Source organism: Candidatus Hydrogenedentota bacterium (genome assembly GCA_035416745.1).
Lineage (GTDB): Bacteria > Hydrogenedentota > Hydrogenedentia > Hydrogenedentales > SLHB01 > UBA2224.
This window is the reverse complement of sequence record DAOLNV010000105.1, coordinates 1-16126: the sequence shown is the minus strand read 5'-3', so window position 1 is coordinate 16126 and position 16126 is coordinate 1. Positions and strand designations below refer to the sequence as shown.

The following is a 16126-nucleotide window of genomic DNA, read 5'->3' as shown; positions in this document are numbered from 1 at the left end:
TGGCCTTCACCGGGGCCGCGTCCGGCACGGGGGCCGAAACCTTCGCCGTATCCCTCGCATGCGGCGCGGCCGCGTCCCAATTGGGGACGGTCATCTTGGGGGGCCATCGGACATGTTTCGGCAGTTTCCGCCGGAGCCGCAGTCTCGGGACCGGCCTCGACATTCTCGAGTATGTTGTTGGGGTTTCTGGGCGGGCGATCGCCTTGGGCAATCACCGGCAGCGCGGCCAGAGCAAACACCGCGGCAAGAGCAAGCGCGGGAATCGCAAGCCGTTTCATCGTAAACATGGTGGGTCTCCTTTCAGGCCCCCCGTGGGATTGCATTCTCTGAGGGGGCGTGCCATTTCGTGTTCCACCTGCTGAGGGTGCAAGTGTCGTGCCAGCAATTCCGCCCGTTCCATGGCTCATTACTGCGCAAAGACAGCACAATTCGCTGTCTGTTATGCAATTTTTGCAGGGAAGCCGCCGCAGTGTCTGGCGGCAACCAGAACAGGCTTCACGCGGTAAACACCTCGGCAGAGAGTTCGCCCCGCTTCGTCAGAAACGCGCGATACGCGGCTTTGGCACGTTCCAATTCGAGCCCGGCCCGGGCAAGAACATCTTTGTGTCCTTCGAATACGCTGTCGTCCTGGGACTCGTCAGACATCGAGGCATGCACCATTAACACTGCGATGGCAATCAACGACACGATGTCGACATATCTCGTTGCCTGTTCCGGCGCATGATGGAACCGGATAGGTTCCGCAAGATGCTGGGGCAGTTCCCAATGCAGGGCCAGCTCGTATCCCGCTTCCGGATGGGCAATGCCTATCGCCTTTTGTTCTGCCTCGATCAACGCTTGGCCGTATAAATTGGGGGGAATCTGCGAATAGGCGCCCGGAGCGACGTGGGCCAGCGCGAGTTCCCCGAGATTATGGAGTAATCCTGCCGAGAACACGCCGTTGTTGTCCTTCCGGCCGTGTTGTTCGGCCAGAAGCCGCGCCGCAGCCGCGCAGGTCACCGCATTTTGCCAGAACCGCTTGTAATTGAAGCCTTTCGCGCCTCTCATGATGTCCGCGATGGCCATGGAAAGCACCAACGCATAGGTCTCCCGCAGACCGAGCAGCGAGACAGCATGCGAGACGCTGTCGACCCGGTGGCAAAAACCATAGGCGGCGGAATTGGCCACGCTGAGAATCTTCGCCGTAACGGCGGGATCCGTGGAAATGATTTTCCCCACTTCCTTGACGGAGGCCGTGGCGTCGGCCGCGGATTCGCGCACCCGCCGCACGGTGTCGGGCAACGCCGGCAACGATTCGATTTCCCGAACGAGCCGCGTGGCGTTTCGGAGGCTCAAAGCCCCTTCGAGTCCCTCGACATTGGGCCGGGTGGCATCCCGCTTGAACAGTCCCGCCATCCCCGGGGCAGGATAGTACCGTTGAATGGCCATGCGTATGGCCTCGGGCGAGCACAAGAGCGGTTTGACCTTGCTCTGGGTCATCGTCTCCAATTCCTGGATCGTATCCGAGTCGAGCGGGCACACCATGGCCACGGTCAGCAACCTGCCCAGCTTGTCGATGGGAATGGCCTCGTTCTTTATGACGAAATCCCGCTGTACCAGCCCGATGATTTGGACGGGGATCTCGTAATGCGCGAGGTCGATGCTGGGAACGCCCCCCTGCCGTGCGAGAAACCGCACAAATTCATTCGTTTGAAGCCTGCCAAGGCCAATAAGGATCTCGACCATCTTGCCGCCCTCGCGCCGCTGTTTCTGGAGGGCTTCCTCGATGTGTTCGGGTCTTATCAGGCCTGCTTCGACAAGCAATTCCCCGATAGGCTTTTTCGAAGGGTCTTTAGAAGATAGTTTCATTCTCTTTCCATCAGGGGGATACCCCCCATCTCATGGCGTCTCCTGGCTCCGGACTCCCGCTTGTGCTGCAACCCCGCCTCCGCATCAGAGAAATGCCCGTGCAACCCACGTATACCTGCTCCGCCGTCCATCGCCGGACCGCGGTCGCTTGCGCTAAGTGTAGGTCTCAAATGCGTATCAGTCAAGTAGGCGAATTGCCTTACAATAAAAGTATCTGAAACACGATAGGATGCCTTTACCTGGCGGCATCGTCTCCGTTACCAGAAACCGTGGCTGGGCCTTGCAAGGGCGGCATTCCTTGAGGCGTCTCGTCCATTCCGAGGCAAGATGGCCGGATTCCCTGCTCACTTAAGGACAGTCTCATACGCCTTCCGCACCTCGGCGATGACGTCGTCGCGCCCTGCCCATGGCTTGTAGACGAGACGCATGCGCAGGCCGTATTCCTGATCGGCTTTGCATCCGGGGACGATGAGCTGGAAATCCCACGCGGGATTGGTGTCGTCGCCGGCGGCTGTGGGGCCGCCCCCCGATGGCGAATGGGAGAAACGGACCATTGGCCCGCGCTCGAAGATGTATATCAGCACGTGGCCGCGGAACAGGCCGTAGTAGAACGGCTCGGCATAGCGCAACGGCGAGTAGTCCTCGAATAGCGCCCCTTCGCCCTCTCCAAAATCGGGGGAGAACGAGTCGTTCTCGTACAATACAGTACTGGCGTGGCCATGGACCTGCGTGCAGTACTGCACCCACTGGGGCTTGTCGAGAGAGGACCCCGCCGCGAGGAAATAGATGCTCTTGTCGGCGGGCGCGTTGATGTAAGACGCCCAGAACACGCCCATGAACCCTCCGGCGAATGCTTCCTTGCGGGGGATGCAGCGATAGGCCATGTCGATGTAGTACGGGGCGGATACGGAGAAGCGCGTCCAGCTTTCGACGCCATAGAAGGGCGTTTCAACCTGGTACAACTCGACTGCGTTGTCGCCGGCGGAGCGCAGCGCCATGGGCGCGTGGCGCGGCTCGAAGAATATCGTGTTATCCCTGTTGCGCTCGCGGACGTCAAAGTAGTGTTCGAGGTTCAGCCCCGCATAGGCGGGAACGAAGGGCGATTCCGCCAGGGAGGGCGTCGAGAGGGAAAAGACCCCGTTGTAGAGTTTTCGGTGGTGCTCGCCCATGGGCTCGTTGTCGCCGATGACGGCCGTCAGGGATTCGGTCTTCAACTCGACGTAATGCGCCGCGTCCTTCATACCCGCACCCTCCGCTTGCGCCATTGTCATTCCCGCTGCAGCGATGATCAGGAAGCACGTCATGGTTGTTCCTCCAGGTTCAGTTCGGCCAGCAACCGGTTACGAATGCTCGTGAGTACCGCAATGTCCGCCTCGTCTCCGAAAGGATGCGCCACCGCAACTCGGTAGTAGTCTCCGAGCCGCTTGGCATGGTCCGGGCCCATGGCCGCATAGTCGAGCAATCCCGTGACGACGTCGAGTTGTTCGAGGCGCTCGAAATTGCAGCGGTTGGCCGTGGTGTTCTCCTGGCCGATGGACACGCGGAAATCGTCGACACCCATATACCGCAGGAGCAGACGGGCAAGCTTGGCGGCGCTCAGAATGTCGGGCGAAGGGATAGTCTCGCGATAATAGTCCGCGAAGGTGTCCGGGGATGTGCTCCATTTGTAGCGCATATGCGTCGCGAAGGGGACGGGCGGACCTTCCTCGCAGAGCACGATCGACCATTGTTTGTCTTTCGACCACGGCCGATCCTGTTCTTGGGGGCCCTCGGGAGGCTCCGATTTCTTCAGGAAGTAGTCGAGGGTGATTTCATAGCTCTTGTCCTGGAGCGGCATGGTTGCCGAGCTCCACTCATCGCCAGGGATACATTCCTCCAACGTAACGCGCGCGGCCTCGATGGGTGTGAGCGCCTGGAAGTCCCGCGTGTATCCCTCGGGAAAGGCCTTGGGCTCGTACGGGCGCACGTACGTGCTGCTGACCTGCTCGATGGGCACGAGCATGTCGCCCGTGGCAACGACAACCATCACCGGGTTCGTAATCTGGTCCCAGTACGCGATGGGGCTGAGGTAATACCAGACCTCGTCCTGTATGGGCTTCTGAAATGTGTTCACCGACCAGTCCACGAGCATGGTAACCGCGCACACAACGGGCAACGGCGACTGGGCGAGGTCCTCCTGAGGCCATTTGGCGGCGGCCTTGTTGGCCTCGAAGTAGGCGAGGTTGTAGGACCAGTTGACCACGGGCGCTTCCGCGACGGCGCAGGTGACGGGAAACATCTCGGCGCTCATGGCGAGGGTCATGTAGCCTCCGGCGCTCCCGCCTTCGAGGTGAAGGCGCGATCGGTCGATAAATGGCTGCCTCCGCACCCACTGGATCATCGCCTTGGCGAGATTGTAGCTGTCGCCCGTGCACAGCTCGAGGGGGTACCCCCCGCTGGCCGGCTCGCCATAATGCGCCGTGAGAACGGCCCAATCCCGCTTGCACCAGACGGTTGCGTCGTTCACGCTCTTCTCGTAGTGGACATGACAGAAGGCGGGCAGCCGTTTCCCGTCAGCCATGGCCCCGCGGTCGACCACGAGCCGGGCCTGCCCTTTCTTGGGCTTGCCGTGGATGTCGCGGTAGGGAATTTCGACGATTACGTAGCTGAAGTTTTTTTGCTCGCCTTCCGTGACGACCGTTACCGCGCCGTCAAACCCGGACTCTGCCCGTATCCGGCTTGTCAGGAACCCCTCATTCGCGGCCGCGCACTGCGCGGACAGAAGTATCGCCAGTTCAAACAGCATGCACATGCCTCCTCGGGTTGACTTCCTGGGGCTACATCCGATCCCTGCGCGACACGGTTACCAGCCGGCGTCGCCGGGGTAGCAATTGACATACTTGGTGCTCTGACGCGGCTCGGCCATCATCCCGGCCACGGCGTCGCGCCATTTCAGGTAATGCGCGGTTTCCTTGTGCCGCGCGGGGCCGTCTTCGGTGCGGTACACCTCGACGAGCACAAAATGGGTCGGGTGGTCGAGTTGCTGAATCACGTCGAACCGCGCGATTCCCGGTTCCTCGACACTATGGCGCGCGTTCTCGAGCGAAGCTTCTTTGAACGCCTCCACGCACTCCGGTTTCACATGGACATGGACATGAACGACAAGCATGGCTCTCTCCTCCTGGACGCGTTACGGGACCGTTTCGTATTCGAGGGGGTCGGCGGCGCCAATGTCACGGAAGGCGTTCAGCCGCTCGACGCAGGTTGGGCAGGTCCCGCAGGCCTTTTCTCCGCCGCGGTAGCAGCTCCACGTGTGCGAGTAGTCGACGCCCAGGTCGAGGCCGAGCCGCAGCAATTCCACCTTCCGCATGGCCGCGAACGGTGCATATATCAACACCGTCGTGCGCCTGTTCAGTGCCAGCACGCGGTTTATCCGTTCGAGAAACTCGACGGTGCAGTCCCAGTAGCCATATTGGTCCTGTGCCTGAGCGCCGTAATACACGTCCACCGTGCCATGGGCTTCGGCATAGGCCGCCGCCATCGACAACAGCATCATGTTGCGGTTCGGCACGTACGTGGGCGGCTGCTCCCTTTCGGACTCAGGCAGGTCCACGAGGTCGGGGACTTCATCGCCGCCCTCTACCAGCGCCGTGCCGCCCCTCACAAGCTCGCCCAGGAAAGACACGTCGAACACCTGGTGGCGGTCAACCCCTGCCGCAAGCGCCTGCCAGCGGGCGCACTCGAGTTCCCGCGCGTGCCGTTGACCGTAATGAAACGAAATCGCATGGAGCGGACGATGATGAGAGTTCTTTGCGACGTGGTGAAGCAGGGTCGACGAGTCCATCCCGCCGCTCAACAGGACAACGGCCGGCGTTTCGATAGCAGTCAGGTTCATAGGCAGTACCTCTGGGATGCCTTCCAGCGCCAGGGAGCATGGTACGAGAACGCCGTCCGAGCGGTCAATCCAGGCCCCGGTCGCCGGACAGGAATGCGCTCACACGGAGACGCAGGGCACACGAAGGCCCACCATAGGCAGGCGTTGAACTATCTGCCCTTGACGGGAGCAGACTCGGCTATCTGCTCAATTTCGGCGAGGCTTTGATGAGGGCGGGGATTTCCCGCGTCATAAGCGGGGAGGCTGAATGGATTTCGGCTTCCGCGCGGGCGCCATTTCTTCCGTGTCTTTCCTTTGTGTCTCCGTGTAAGTTTCCCCAATCTTCGTACTATCCGGCGGTATGAGTGTCGACGTCGTGGTTGCCTGGGGGCATGGGCGTCCCTATAATCGGTTCCAGCGCAGGCGCTGAGTGAAAGGAACCGGGGCCATGGGCAATCTCAGCAGGCCGCGGGCCGTCGTAACCGGCATTGCAGGCCAGGACGGTTCGCATCTGACGAAGCTTCCGCGCGGCCAACCGGGCCACGAAGGAGAACGCTGATATGGGGCTGCTCGACATGTTTGGAAAACCGGCCATGGTGCATGCCTTGGCGGTGCATGCGCCGATCTCCCTGGCGTTTCTGGGGGTCCCTCTGGTCGTATTGTCGGCCATTCTCGAGGAGAAGGGCTCGGCGATTCGATGGCTGGCCATCGCGGCGTATCTGGGTCTGACAATCGCCGCGTTTGCCACGGTGCAGACGGGTGTGAATGCGCGCGAAGCCCTGCCGAACGGGACCGGTGTTATTGAAGAGCCCGTATGGAATCTTGTGCACAACCATGAGGAAATGGCCGGAAAGGTCTGGATCTTCGCGCTGGTTACGGCCATTCTGACAGCGGGCACCATGGTCAAAAGCCCGCGCATGCGTGCGGGCGCGGGGGTGCTGGCCGTGCTGGCGGCGCTCGCGACTGCCACATGGGTCGCGCTGACCGGGCACTACGGCGGCACCATGGTCTATGTTCACGGCCTGGGAACGCCCGCCCTCGAATGCAAACAGCAGCTGATGAGCCAGGGACTGGCGCCCCCCGCGCCTGCGGCCGCCCAGCCCGCAACGGTTCTTTCCGGACCGGCTTCGCCGGATGCCAGCTCGGTTCCCGCCCCGGCGGCGCCTCCGGTCCCCGCTGTGGAACCCGCGCCCGCCGTGCCCGCGCCGCCCGTGCGCGAGGTGAGCTACGTGGCGGAAGTCGTCCCAATCCTCCGGGAACACTGTTACGGCTGCCATGGCAAAGCCAGTGGTCTTAGCCTCGAAACCATCGACGCCATGCTTGTGGGAGGCAGGAAATCGGGGCCGTCGGTCCGCGCAGGCCAGCCGGAGAAGAGCCCGCTCATCCAATATGTCACTGGCGAACTGCAGCCCCGGATGCCCAAGGGAGGCGAGCCCTTGTCCCAAGACCAGGTCGCCGTCCTGCGGGCGTGGGTCGCGATGGGCATGAAAGACGATTCGCCCGACTGAGCCGCGACAGTGCTCCCCGAGGCGGCTCGCGGAATTACGCCGGAAACACGGGCGTTTGGGCTCGAGAAGGACGTCGAAAGCCATCGCCAGAGAAGGGGATTCTTGTGTGTGCGGAGCCGCTTTCGTATACTGCGTGCGATCGTGGTTCTGAATAACTTCTTATCACCCGTCAGCAACAGCGGAGGAGACGTATGGAACGGGTTGTCATCATCGGTTCCGGGCCGGCAGCATTTACGGCCGCGATTTACGCCGGGCGAGCCAATCTTCAGCCGCTTGTGTTCGAAGGAGAACTGAGCAAGGAAATCCTGCCCGGCGGACAACTCATGACCACCACCGAGGTTGAGAATTTCCCCGGGTTTCCTGACGGCGTGAGCGGACCCCAAATCATGGATCTGTTCAAGAAGCAAGCGCAACGCTTCGGGGCCAACGTGGTTTCCAAGACGGTTACGGCGGCCGCTCTGAACAAGAGGCCCTTCAAGGTCTTCTCGGGCGATGAAGCATGGGAGACCGAAGCTGTCATTATCGCCACTGGGGCGACCGCCAAATACCTCGGGCTCGAATCCGAAGAGAAGTTCATGAACCGCGGCGTATCGGCTTGCGCCACCTGCGACGGCGCGCTCCCGCGGTTCCGCGGCAAACCCGTCGTCGTTGTGGGCGGCGGCGACACGGCCATAGAGGAAGCCCTTTTCCTCGCCAACTTCGCCAGCCGCGTGCATGTCATCCACCGGCGCGACAAGCTCCGCGCCAGCAAGATCATGGGCGAGCGCGCCATGGCCAACCCCAGAATCACCATCGAATGGAACAGCGTGGTCGACGAGGTCCTCGGCGACGACTCCAACGGTGTCACCGCCGTCCGTGTCAGGGATGTGCATTCGGGCGAGACGCGCGACATCCAGGCCGCCGGATACTTCTCCGCCATCGGCCACGAACCCAACACGGGCCTGTTCCGGGGCGTCCTCGATATGGATGCGGTTGGCTATCTCAAGGTCGAGCCGGGCACTTCGAAGACCAATGTCGCAGGGGTCTTTGCGGCGGGCGATGTGGCGGATCCCGTTTACCGGCAGGCGATCACCGCTGCCGGCTCGGGCTGCAAAGCGGCCCTGGACTGCGCCCGCTGGCTCGAAACTCAACACGCCTAGGGTGCGGGCATCCGCGCAAAGCCTGAAAAGCTCCAGGCAAAAAGAGGACGTGCGGCAATCGGCGTTGACACGCGCGGCGTGATTGGGCGACCATGTTGCGGCTGCTTCGTCACGGGATGACGGGGCGTTTTCTTCTCACACTCATAGGAACACTGCAAATGTTAACTGCTCTGCTTTGCGTGTCGGCGATGTTGACGGGGGCCGAGGCAGGGTCCGTTGATGTCGGGCCGCGTCTCGAGTTGCTCGTCGATGATTTTCTGGTCGAATCCGTGACCGGGGCCGCCGCGTTCCGGCTTCATGAGCCGGTACCCCAGGAAATCGTCATCACGCACGACGAGCCATGGGAAGGCAACTCCTGCAGCTACCACACCATCTTCCAGGATGGCCCACTTTACCGCATGTATTACAAGTGCGCGGAGCAAAAACTCCTCGGCGAACCGCCCGCCCACGACATCGTGATAGGGTATGCGCACAGCATCGACGGCATCCATTGGGTCAAGCCCGAACTCGGCCTGTTCGAATTCGAGGGCTCGACCCGCAACAACATCGTTTGGAGCGCCGAAGGGTCACACGATTTCAACCCATTTATCGATACGAATCCCGTCTGTCCTCCCGAGGAACGCTACAAGGCCGTGGGGATGCGGACGAGCGAGCCGCGCGGCCTGTACGCCTGGGCCTCGCCGGACGGGCTTCACTGGAGGCAGCTGGGCCAGGGGCCCATCGTCACCCTGGGCGCGTTCGATACCCAGAACGTCGCGTTCTGGGACGCCGCGCGCGGCGAATACCGCTGCTACACCCGCGACTTCAGGAGGACGCCCGGCGTGGAACACGGGGTCCGCGATGTGCGCACGGCCACCTCGCCGGATTTTGCGGCCTGGAGCGAGCCGGCCTGGCTTGAGTACCCGGGCGCGCCCGTCGAGCAACTCTACACCAACCAGATCATCCCCTATTACCGGGCCCCGCACATCTTTCTGGGATTCCCGACGCGCTACCTCGACCGTGGGTGGTCGCCCTCGATGGAAGCCTTGCCCGAGCCTGAACACCGTCACAAGCGCTCGGAAGCCTCGCCCCGCGAAGGCACCGCGCTCACCGACGGGCTGTTCATGACCAGCCGCGATGCCCACACGTTCCGCCGCTGGGATCGCACTTTTCTTCGGCCGGGCCTCCGTACCCGCCATAATTGGGTCTACGGCGACAATTACCAGAACTGGGGCATCGTCGAGACGGCTTCGCCGATGCCGGGCGCACCCAGGGAGATCTCCATTTACGCCACCGAAAGCTACTGGACGGGCGACAGCTCGATGCTGAGGCGGTTCACGTTGCGGGTCGACGGATTCGTATCGCTTCGGGCGGAATGGCGGGGCGGCGAGATAATCACAAAGCCGCTGGTGTTTGCCGGCAACGCGCTCTCGCTCAATTTCGCCACCTCGGCGGCCGGCGCCATCGCCATCGAGATCCAGGACGCGGCCGGCACGCCGCTCGAGGGGTATGCCCTGGCGGATTGCCCGCCCCTATTCGGCGACAGCATCGCTCGTATCGTGACATGGAAAAGCGGCATCGATATCAGCAGCCTCGCGGGGCGTCCCATCCGTCTTCGGTTCGTCATGCGGGACGCAGACCTCTATTCGCTGCAATTTGTCCAGGAAACCGTAAACCGAAAGGAGGGTTGATGGAATGAGACGCGTGTTATTTGCTGCTACTGTTGGGGTTCTTGCCATGTCGGCCATGGCGTCTGCTCAAGACGCGGGGCCCGTCTCGCTCGGTTCGAGGCTCGAACTGCTGGCCGATGATTACCTCATCGAGAACCTGTCGGGCGGCGCCGCGTTCCGTATGCATCACCCCGTGCCGCGCGAAATCGTCCTCGACCACAACGAGCCCTGGGAAGGCAGTGGCTCCGGCTACCATACGGTCTTCCAGGATGGGCCGCTCTACCGCATGTACTACAAAGCCTGGCACCTGGACGTGCTGCCCGCAGGGGGCGTGAACATTCCGCATGATACGGTGGCCGCCTACGCGCACAGCACCGACGGGATCCACTGGGTGAAACCCAACCTTGGCCTTTTCGAATACGAAGGCTCGAAAGACAACAACATCGTATGGGTCGGCAAAGGCTCGCACGATTTCACTCCTTTCAAGGATCCCCGGCCCGGCTGTCCCCCCGATGAGCTGTACAAAGCCGCGGGCTACGGGGAAGGGGGCCTCTACGGATTCAAGTCGGCCGACGGCATCCATTGGTCCTTCATCCAGGACGCGCCGATTATGACCGGCTACGCGTTTGATACCCAGAACCTCGTGTTCTGGGACGAAGTCCGCAACGAGTACCGCGCCTACGTTCGCGATTTTAACGAGGGGATACGCGGCATTCGGACCGCCACCTCGCAGGATTTCCGCACATGGACCGAGGCCCAATGGCTCGAATACGTGGACTCGCCCGTCGAGCAGCTGTACACGAACCAGGTCAAACCGTATTACCGTGCGCCTCACATCTTCATCGGGTTTCCGTCACGTTACGTCGAGCGAGGATGGCCGCCGTCGATGGAGGCATTGCCAAACCCCGAGCACCGTCACCTGCGCTCGGCCGCGAGCGACCGCTACGGCATGGCCCTCACCGAAGCCCTGCTGATGACCAGCCGTGACGGCGTGCGGTTCCGCCGCTGGAACGAAGCCTTCCTGCCGCCGGGCATCGAGCGCGCCGATAATTGGGCGTATGGCGACAACTACATCGCATGGCACGCCGTCGAAACCGAATCCGCCATGGAAGGCGCGCCCAAGGAACTCTCACTCTACGCTACCGAAAGCTATTGGACCGGTAACTCGAGCAAACTTCGCCGCTACACGTTACGCATCGACGGGTTCGTGTCCATCGAAGCGCCTCTCAGCGGCGGGGAAATCCTCACGAAACCCCTCGTGTTCGAGGGCGCCGAACTCGTCCTTAACTTTGCCACCTCCGCCGCGGGAAACATTCGGGTCGAGGTCCAATCCCCTGACGGACAGCCTGTCCAGGGGTTCGCGCTCGACGATTGCTACGAGATCTTCGGCGACGCCCTTGCGCGGCCCGTTGCCTGGAAAAACGCCGCCATCGGGGCGCTCGCCGGGCAGCCCGTGCGGCTCCGTTTCGTCATGAGCGACGCGGACCTTTACTCCCTGCAATTCCGCAAGAGCGGGGAATAGGCGCCCCGTGGCCGGCGTTCTCGCCGGTCATGTCTTCCCCTGGGAGCTGTTTGCAAATGACCGCCGAGAGCAGCTGTCACGCAAAGGCATCTCCAAGGCAATACACATGCTGCCGTCGCCCAGATCGCTGGAGGGGCGTATTGCGATACGCTGCGTTCCCGCGGGACAATTCCAACACCGACGCTGTTTCCCGTTTGTACGCTGCAACAAGCGGCGCCCGTTCACACATAGGCAATATTTCCTTCCAAGGCATAGTAGTATTTCTCCTGCCATGGTTGTACAAGAAGTGTTACCCGTGTGCTTAGATGATCTGTTGCCCATCTGACTGGGTCGTGCCCACCGGAACGGACCCCTGCGGGGTCCGCGATATTCCACGTCGGCCCTGAAGAGGCCGAATATCAAGGGTTACCGCGCCGGAGAAAGGGACAGACACGGCCCGGCGCTCTCACGATCATCAGGTCTCCTTTCCTGCTCCATCGCCGCAGAACAGCAAACGATGATTCCTGGTCTAATCTGCAGACTATGTGCCCGGTCTGTACCCGGTGCCCCTATTATCGCCGGGACCTTGTCACCCCGTCAGGAAGCGTCTCAGGAGCAGCGCAGGACGCGGCCCTGATAAGGGGGGATTTCGACGCTGTTTCCCGAAGCGCCGGCAAGCACTTCGGCGGTGCGGGGGTTCCACCACTCGCGCGTACGTCCGGCAGCGCGTACCGAAACAGTGGCGCGGACAGGTTCGGGCGCTTCGTTGACGAAGAGGTACATGTCGGCGTCGGCGTCGCGCACGTGATGGTAGCGCAAGCCCGGCTGAGGCGGGTCGACCACGACATCCGGCGCGGCCAGTTCCGACAGGCGCGCCACGAGAGAGCCGGGATCCGGCGCGAGCACCCCTACCCCCGGCGCGGGCTCGGTGTATGCCACGACGCGCCCGGATTCGATCATCGGCGCGAGTTTGGCCAGGACCGGCGCGCTAAGATACCCGGGGCCGTCCACGACAAGGGCTTTGTAGGCCATGTCGCGTATGCGGACAGCGTCGGCATCCACGGTGCAGGCATTGAGGAGCGTGTCGCAATCGAGATAGTTGAAGTCCCGCTGGTGTTCAAACAACACGCGGGCGGCCCGCCACGGCAACTGCGTGGCCGTGCCCAGAATGGCCACGTCGCACACCTGGGCGCCTTGGGCGATGAGCCAGCACATCCGGCGGCAGTAGTCGGCATAAGGCTTGTACCGGTCCCACCAGGTGTTGTTCGGTCCGACATCCGGCGGGCGTTCGTCGCGCCGCTTATCGCGCACGGAATAGTAAAAGGCGTGGGGCATGAGAAGATTGACGCCGCGCACGAGGAGCCAATTGGTGATCCACTGGCTTTCCTCGAAGGTGAACTCCCATCCGTAGGCGCCGAAGCATTCGTTAGCGTTGCGCGTGCGCCCGTAGTGGCGCTGGGCGGACGCGCTGCACTTTGCCATGGTCGATTGCTCGCCTTCGAGGGACTTGTCCTGGAACGGCTCGATATAGCGCCACACAATGTCCTGGCCGGGGATTTGGAAGTATTTCGACACGCCAATGTCGCCGGGGTGGGCTGGATGCCCCGTGAGCGCCACACCGTGCGCTTCACACCAGCGGCTGTAAGGGGCGTAATAGGTTTGTTCGAGCCGCGCATTGACGGCGCGGTCGAAGTCCTGGCGGTATTTTCCCGCATCGGGGTGATCATCGCTCCAGAGCGCCTCCAGATGCGGCAGAAAATCGTATCCGAGGTACGTGCTCAGAAACGTTTCGAAGCCCCAGGTCCAGGGTTTAACATCTTTGATGGCGCCGCGCCCGAGAACGGACGGCTCGTCGGTGAAAACGGCCTTGACCGTCTTGCCGAAATGTTCTTTGAGGGCCTCGTAGTGCGAATCGAGTGCGAGCCGGAAGAAACATGCGGTCGATTCCGGGTTCAACAGGTCGCCGGAGGGCGGCGCGCCGGGTTCGCCGTCGTCTTCCCCGTAATGTACCCCGCGAATGTGGCCGTTCGAGCGGCGGTTCACGTAGAGCACGCCGCCGGAGGCGGCCACGAGTTCCTCATCGCCAGTGACGGGCTGGTCTATTGGGCGCCGCTCGAGACTGCGCGTGGCATAACGCGGATTCTCGGCCACGACCTTCCCCGCGCACGAGCCCGACGGATACATCCCCTCGTCGTAGAGGACGACGATCATGCCCTTGGCGGCGGCATAGTCGACCGCGACTTTCGTGAAGTGAAGCCATGCTTCGGAGGCAAATCCGATGGACTCGGGCAGCCCGATTCGCGCATGCGGGATGAATCCGTAGACGCCGTGCGCCTCGAAATCGTCTATTTGCCGCTTGATTTCCTCTTCGGTGAGTTCATCGTTCCAGAACCAGAACGGGATCAGTGAAAACTCTCGCGGCGCGTCCATGAATTGTTGCAGCGTTGCCATGCCTGCTCCTTCTCGCGATTCTCAGGATTACACGATATACTATGGTTTTTGGGGACACAATACTCAATTACGACTAAGAATGGCCGACATACGTGAGGCAGGCAGCGTGCGCGAAATCTCAATTGAGTATTGTGTCCCCAAAACTAAGGTGGCGTAATGACCCAGCCGATATCGAAGACGAAACGCAGGGGCTGTTGGTTCCGGATTATGCTGTTTGGCGTTGCGTTTGTTGCGCTCGCCGTTGTCCTTGCTTGGTTGTATTGGTTTCTGCCGTTGTGCGGCATGCCGTTTAATGTGACCCGCCACGGGCCGCCTCCCGTCACCCCGAGATGGGCCCTGGAATGCTGGCTGTGGGAGGACGATACCAACACCGCGGACGCCGTCCTCGAACTGCTCGAAGGTTACGAAGAACACGATATCCCCGTGCGCACCGTCCTGATTGACAGCCCCTGGAGCACCCGCTACAACGATTTCCAGGTTGACCAGGCCCGATATCCTGCCCCTGAGGTGTTCTTCACCGGCTTGCAGGAGCGCGGGTACCGCGTGGTCCTGTGGATGACTTGCATGGTCAATAGCGAGAACGACGACACGGCCATCCTCGACTCGTCGGACTGGTATGGGGAGGCCCGCGACAACGGGTACCTTGCGGCGGGTGACTTCCAGGCGGGGTGGTGGAAAGGCAAGGGCGGGTTTATCGATTACACCAATCCTGAAGCCGTGGCGTGGTGGCGCGAACTGCAGCGCCCCGTCCTCGAATGGGGCATAGACGGCTGGAAACTGGACGGCACGGCCACGTTCTTCTTTTCGCGGCCGTTCGGGGTGCCGTTTCCCTATCAGAAGACCTACGGGGGCTGGATGACTACCCGCGGGTACATGGACCATTATTACCGCGACGAGTACCGCAACGCCCTGACGCGGGAATTGAACCCGGAGTTCATTACGCTCTCGCGCTCGCTCGACGGCTACTTCCACACGGAGGGATTCGCCCCTATGGATGCCTCGCCGGTCAACTGGGTCGGGGACCAGGACCACGCGTGGGACCTCGAACACGAGGGCATTCAGGAAGCTCTGCGCGACATCTTGCGCAGCGCCAGGCTCGGATACAACGTCATTGGGTCGGATGTCGGCGGTTTCGGGGGCTCGGACATCCCCCCGCGCTTATACATCCGGTGGGCGCAGTTCTCGGCGTTTTGCGGCCTGTTCTTGAACGGCGGCCACGGCGAACGCGCCCTGTGGAAACGCAGCCCCGAGGAGCTCGAAATCATCCGGCAATATGCCTGGCTGCACACAGAGCTGGTCCCGTTCATGCACTCGTTCGATTTGCAGCGCTTCGGGAAGCCGGGCGAACAGGGTGCAGCCGCTTCCGGCCAGGTATTGATGCGGCCCGTCAAAGGCAAATACCAGTACATGTTCGGCGAGACCTTTCTCGTGGCGCCTGTCTACGAAGATTCGTTCACGCGGACCGTGGAAATCCCGGGAGGCCGGTGGCGCTATCTGTTTGACGACAACGAAGTGATTACAGGCCCCGCGGCCATCACTCGCGATTTCCCGCTTGATGAGTTTCCGGTGTTCGTCGAGGATGGGGCGATATTTCCGCTTGAGGTGCGCCGGCCCTACACGGGTTTCGGCGACCGCGATTCCGAAGGGTTTCTGACGTGGTGCATCTGGCCCTCCGACGACAGCGCGCATTACTGTTTCATGCATGACGAGACCCGCTCCACTCGGGTGACTGTCTCCGGGTTTGACAAGGACGGCGTGGAAATCGTACTTGAAGGAGAAGCCCACCCGCATATCCTGCGGGTGCATTGGGCGGAGCCAAAACCCTCGGAAATTCGGCTCAACGACCGCGTTTTGGAGGAGAACGGCGCTTGGCGCTACGAGCCGCGGGACCAAAAGCTGTTGCTCAAGACCTCCTCGCCTCCGGCACTCTGCGAATACCGGATTGCCCGCTGAAGGCGATGCCCGAGACTACTTGAAGAACCGGAACGCCAGAGGATAACGGTACGATTCGCCCACGTTGGCCTTAGTGGAGGCAATCAGCACGAAAACCAAGTCGACTACCGCCACGGCTATGAGTACGATCCCGAACACCGGGTGTATGGACGCCAGGAGAAACCCGATCAGCAGACCAATCGACATGGTGATTTGGAAGTTGACTGCCTCCTCGCCCTCCGTGT

The 16126-nt window shown here is 61.8% G+C and carries 13 protein-coding genes; 5 read left to right on the top strand and 8 right to left on the bottom strand.

Annotated elements, in window-relative coordinates; genetic code table 11:
- From PLJ71_20410 to queC, 6 genes are all read right to left on the bottom strand, one after another.
- Window positions 1-287, bottom strand: a 287-nt coding sequence (locus tag PLJ71_20410; GenBank protein ID HQM51056.1) for a hypothetical protein, incomplete at its 3' end; no start/stop codon positions are given.
- 208 nt (window positions 288-495) lie between these two features.
- The gene (locus PLJ71_20405) at window positions 496-1848 is read right to left on the bottom strand and encodes an HDOD domain-containing protein (protein ID HQM51055.1); all 1353 of its coding nucleotides are present in this window, start codon (window positions 1846-1848) and stop codon (window positions 496-498) included.
- Window positions 1849-2192: 344 nt separating this feature from the next.
- On the bottom strand, window positions 2193-3152 hold the full coding sequence (locus PLJ71_20400) for a hypothetical protein (GenBank protein HQM51054.1): 960 nt from the start codon (window positions 3150-3152) through the stop codon (window positions 2193-2195).
- Window positions 3149-4633, bottom strand: coding sequence for a prolyl oligopeptidase family serine peptidase (locus tag PLJ71_20395; protein HQM51053.1), 1485 nt, complete (start codon window positions 4631-4633; stop codon window positions 3149-3151). The genes PLJ71_20400 and PLJ71_20395 overlap by 4 nt, the downstream gene beginning before the upstream one ends.
- Before the next feature lie 57 nt (window positions 4634-4690).
- The gene (locus PLJ71_20390; protein HQM51052.1) at window positions 4691-4996 is read right to left on the bottom strand and encodes an antibiotic biosynthesis monooxygenase; all 306 of its coding nucleotides are present in this window, start codon (window positions 4994-4996) and stop codon (window positions 4691-4693) included.
- A gap of 21 nt (window positions 4997-5017) precedes the next feature.
- The gene (gene queC, locus PLJ71_20385) at window positions 5018-5722 is read right to left on the bottom strand and encodes a 7-cyano-7-deazaguanine synthase QueC (GenBank protein ID HQM51051.1); all 705 of its coding nucleotides are present in this window, start codon (window positions 5720-5722) and stop codon (window positions 5018-5020) included.
- A 539-nt stretch (window positions 5723-6261) separates the two neighbouring features.
- Here queC and PLJ71_20380 point away from each other — a divergent pair.
- From PLJ71_20380 to PLJ71_20365, 4 genes are all read left to right on the top strand, one after another.
- Window positions 6262-7209: a hypothetical protein gene (locus tag PLJ71_20380; GenBank protein HQM51050.1), complete on the top strand. Its 948-nt coding sequence runs from the start codon at window positions 6262-6264 to the stop codon at window positions 7207-7209.
- Window positions 7210-7400: 191 nt separating this feature from the next.
- On the top strand, window positions 7401-8348 hold the full coding sequence (trxB, locus tag PLJ71_20375) for a thioredoxin-disulfide reductase (GenBank protein ID HQM51049.1): 948 nt from the start codon (window positions 7401-7403) through the stop codon (window positions 8346-8348).
- Between the two features lie 158 nt (window positions 8349-8506).
- Window positions 8507-10018: a hypothetical protein gene (locus tag PLJ71_20370; GenBank protein ID HQM51048.1), complete on the top strand. Its 1512-nt coding sequence runs from the start codon at window positions 8507-8509 to the stop codon at window positions 10016-10018.
- 4 nt (window positions 10019-10022) lie between these two features.
- Complete coding sequence (locus PLJ71_20365; GenBank protein HQM51047.1) at window positions 10023-11519, top strand: hypothetical protein; 1497 nt, start codon at window positions 10023-10025, stop codon at window positions 11517-11519.
- A 588-nt stretch (window positions 11520-12107) separates the two neighbouring features.
- Here PLJ71_20365 and PLJ71_20360 read toward each other — a convergent pair.
- The gene (locus tag PLJ71_20360) at window positions 12108-13949 is read right to left on the bottom strand and encodes a glycosyl hydrolase (protein ID HQM51046.1); all 1842 of its coding nucleotides are present in this window, start codon (window positions 13947-13949) and stop codon (window positions 12108-12110) included.
- A gap of 156 nt (window positions 13950-14105) precedes the next feature.
- Between PLJ71_20360 and PLJ71_20355 the strand changes: the two genes are divergently transcribed.
- Window positions 14106-15902 (top strand): glycoside hydrolase family 31 protein, encoded by a 1797-nt coding sequence (locus PLJ71_20355; GenBank protein ID HQM51045.1) that lies wholly within the window; start codon window positions 14106-14108, stop codon window positions 15900-15902.
- Between the two features lie 15 nt (window positions 15903-15917).
- Here the strand turns inward: PLJ71_20355 and PLJ71_20350 are convergent.
- A partial coding sequence (locus PLJ71_20350) for a DUF4870 domain-containing protein (GenBank protein HQM51044.1) occupies window positions 15918-16126 on the bottom strand: 209 nt, incomplete at its 5' end.

What these genes read in the sequence shown, in the direction of transcription:
- PLJ71_20405 (HQM51055.1), bottom strand. Translation starts at nt 1,848, where the DNA reads ATGAAACTATCTTCTAAAGACCCTTCGAAAAAGCCTATCGGGGAATTG.
- PLJ71_20400 (HQM51054.1), bottom strand. Translation starts at nt 3,152, where the DNA reads ATGACGTGCTTCCTGATCATCGCTGCAGCGGGAATGACAATGGCGCAA.
- PLJ71_20395 (HQM51053.1), bottom strand. Translation starts at nt 4,633, where the DNA reads ATGCTGTTTGAACTGGCGATACTTCTGTCCGCGCAGTGCGCGGCCGCG.
- PLJ71_20390 (HQM51052.1), bottom strand. Translation starts at nt 4,996, where the DNA reads ATGCTTGTCGTTCATGTCCATGTCCATGTGAAACCGGAGTGCGTGGAG.
- queC (HQM51051.1), bottom strand. Translation starts at nt 5,722, where the DNA reads ATGAACCTGACTGCTATCGAAACGCCGGCCGTTGTCCTGTTGAGCGGC.
- PLJ71_20380 (HQM51050.1), top strand. Translation starts at nt 6,262, where the DNA reads ATGGGGCTGCTCGACATGTTTGGAAAACCGGCCATGGTGCATGCCTTG.
- trxB (HQM51049.1), top strand. Translation starts at nt 7,401, where the DNA reads ATGGAACGGGTTGTCATCATCGGTTCCGGGCCGGCAGCATTTACGGCC.
- PLJ71_20370 (HQM51048.1), top strand. Translation starts at nt 8,507, where the DNA reads ATGTTAACTGCTCTGCTTTGCGTGTCGGCGATGTTGACGGGGGCCGAG.
- PLJ71_20365 (HQM51047.1), top strand. Translation starts at nt 10,023, where the DNA reads ATGAGACGCGTGTTATTTGCTGCTACTGTTGGGGTTCTTGCCATGTCG.
- PLJ71_20360 (HQM51046.1), bottom strand. Translation starts at nt 13,949, where the DNA reads ATGGCAACGCTGCAACAATTCATGGACGCGCCGCGAGAGTTTTCACTG.
- PLJ71_20355 (HQM51045.1), top strand. Translation starts at nt 14,106, where the DNA reads ATGACCCAGCCGATATCGAAGACGAAACGCAGGGGCTGTTGGTTCCGG.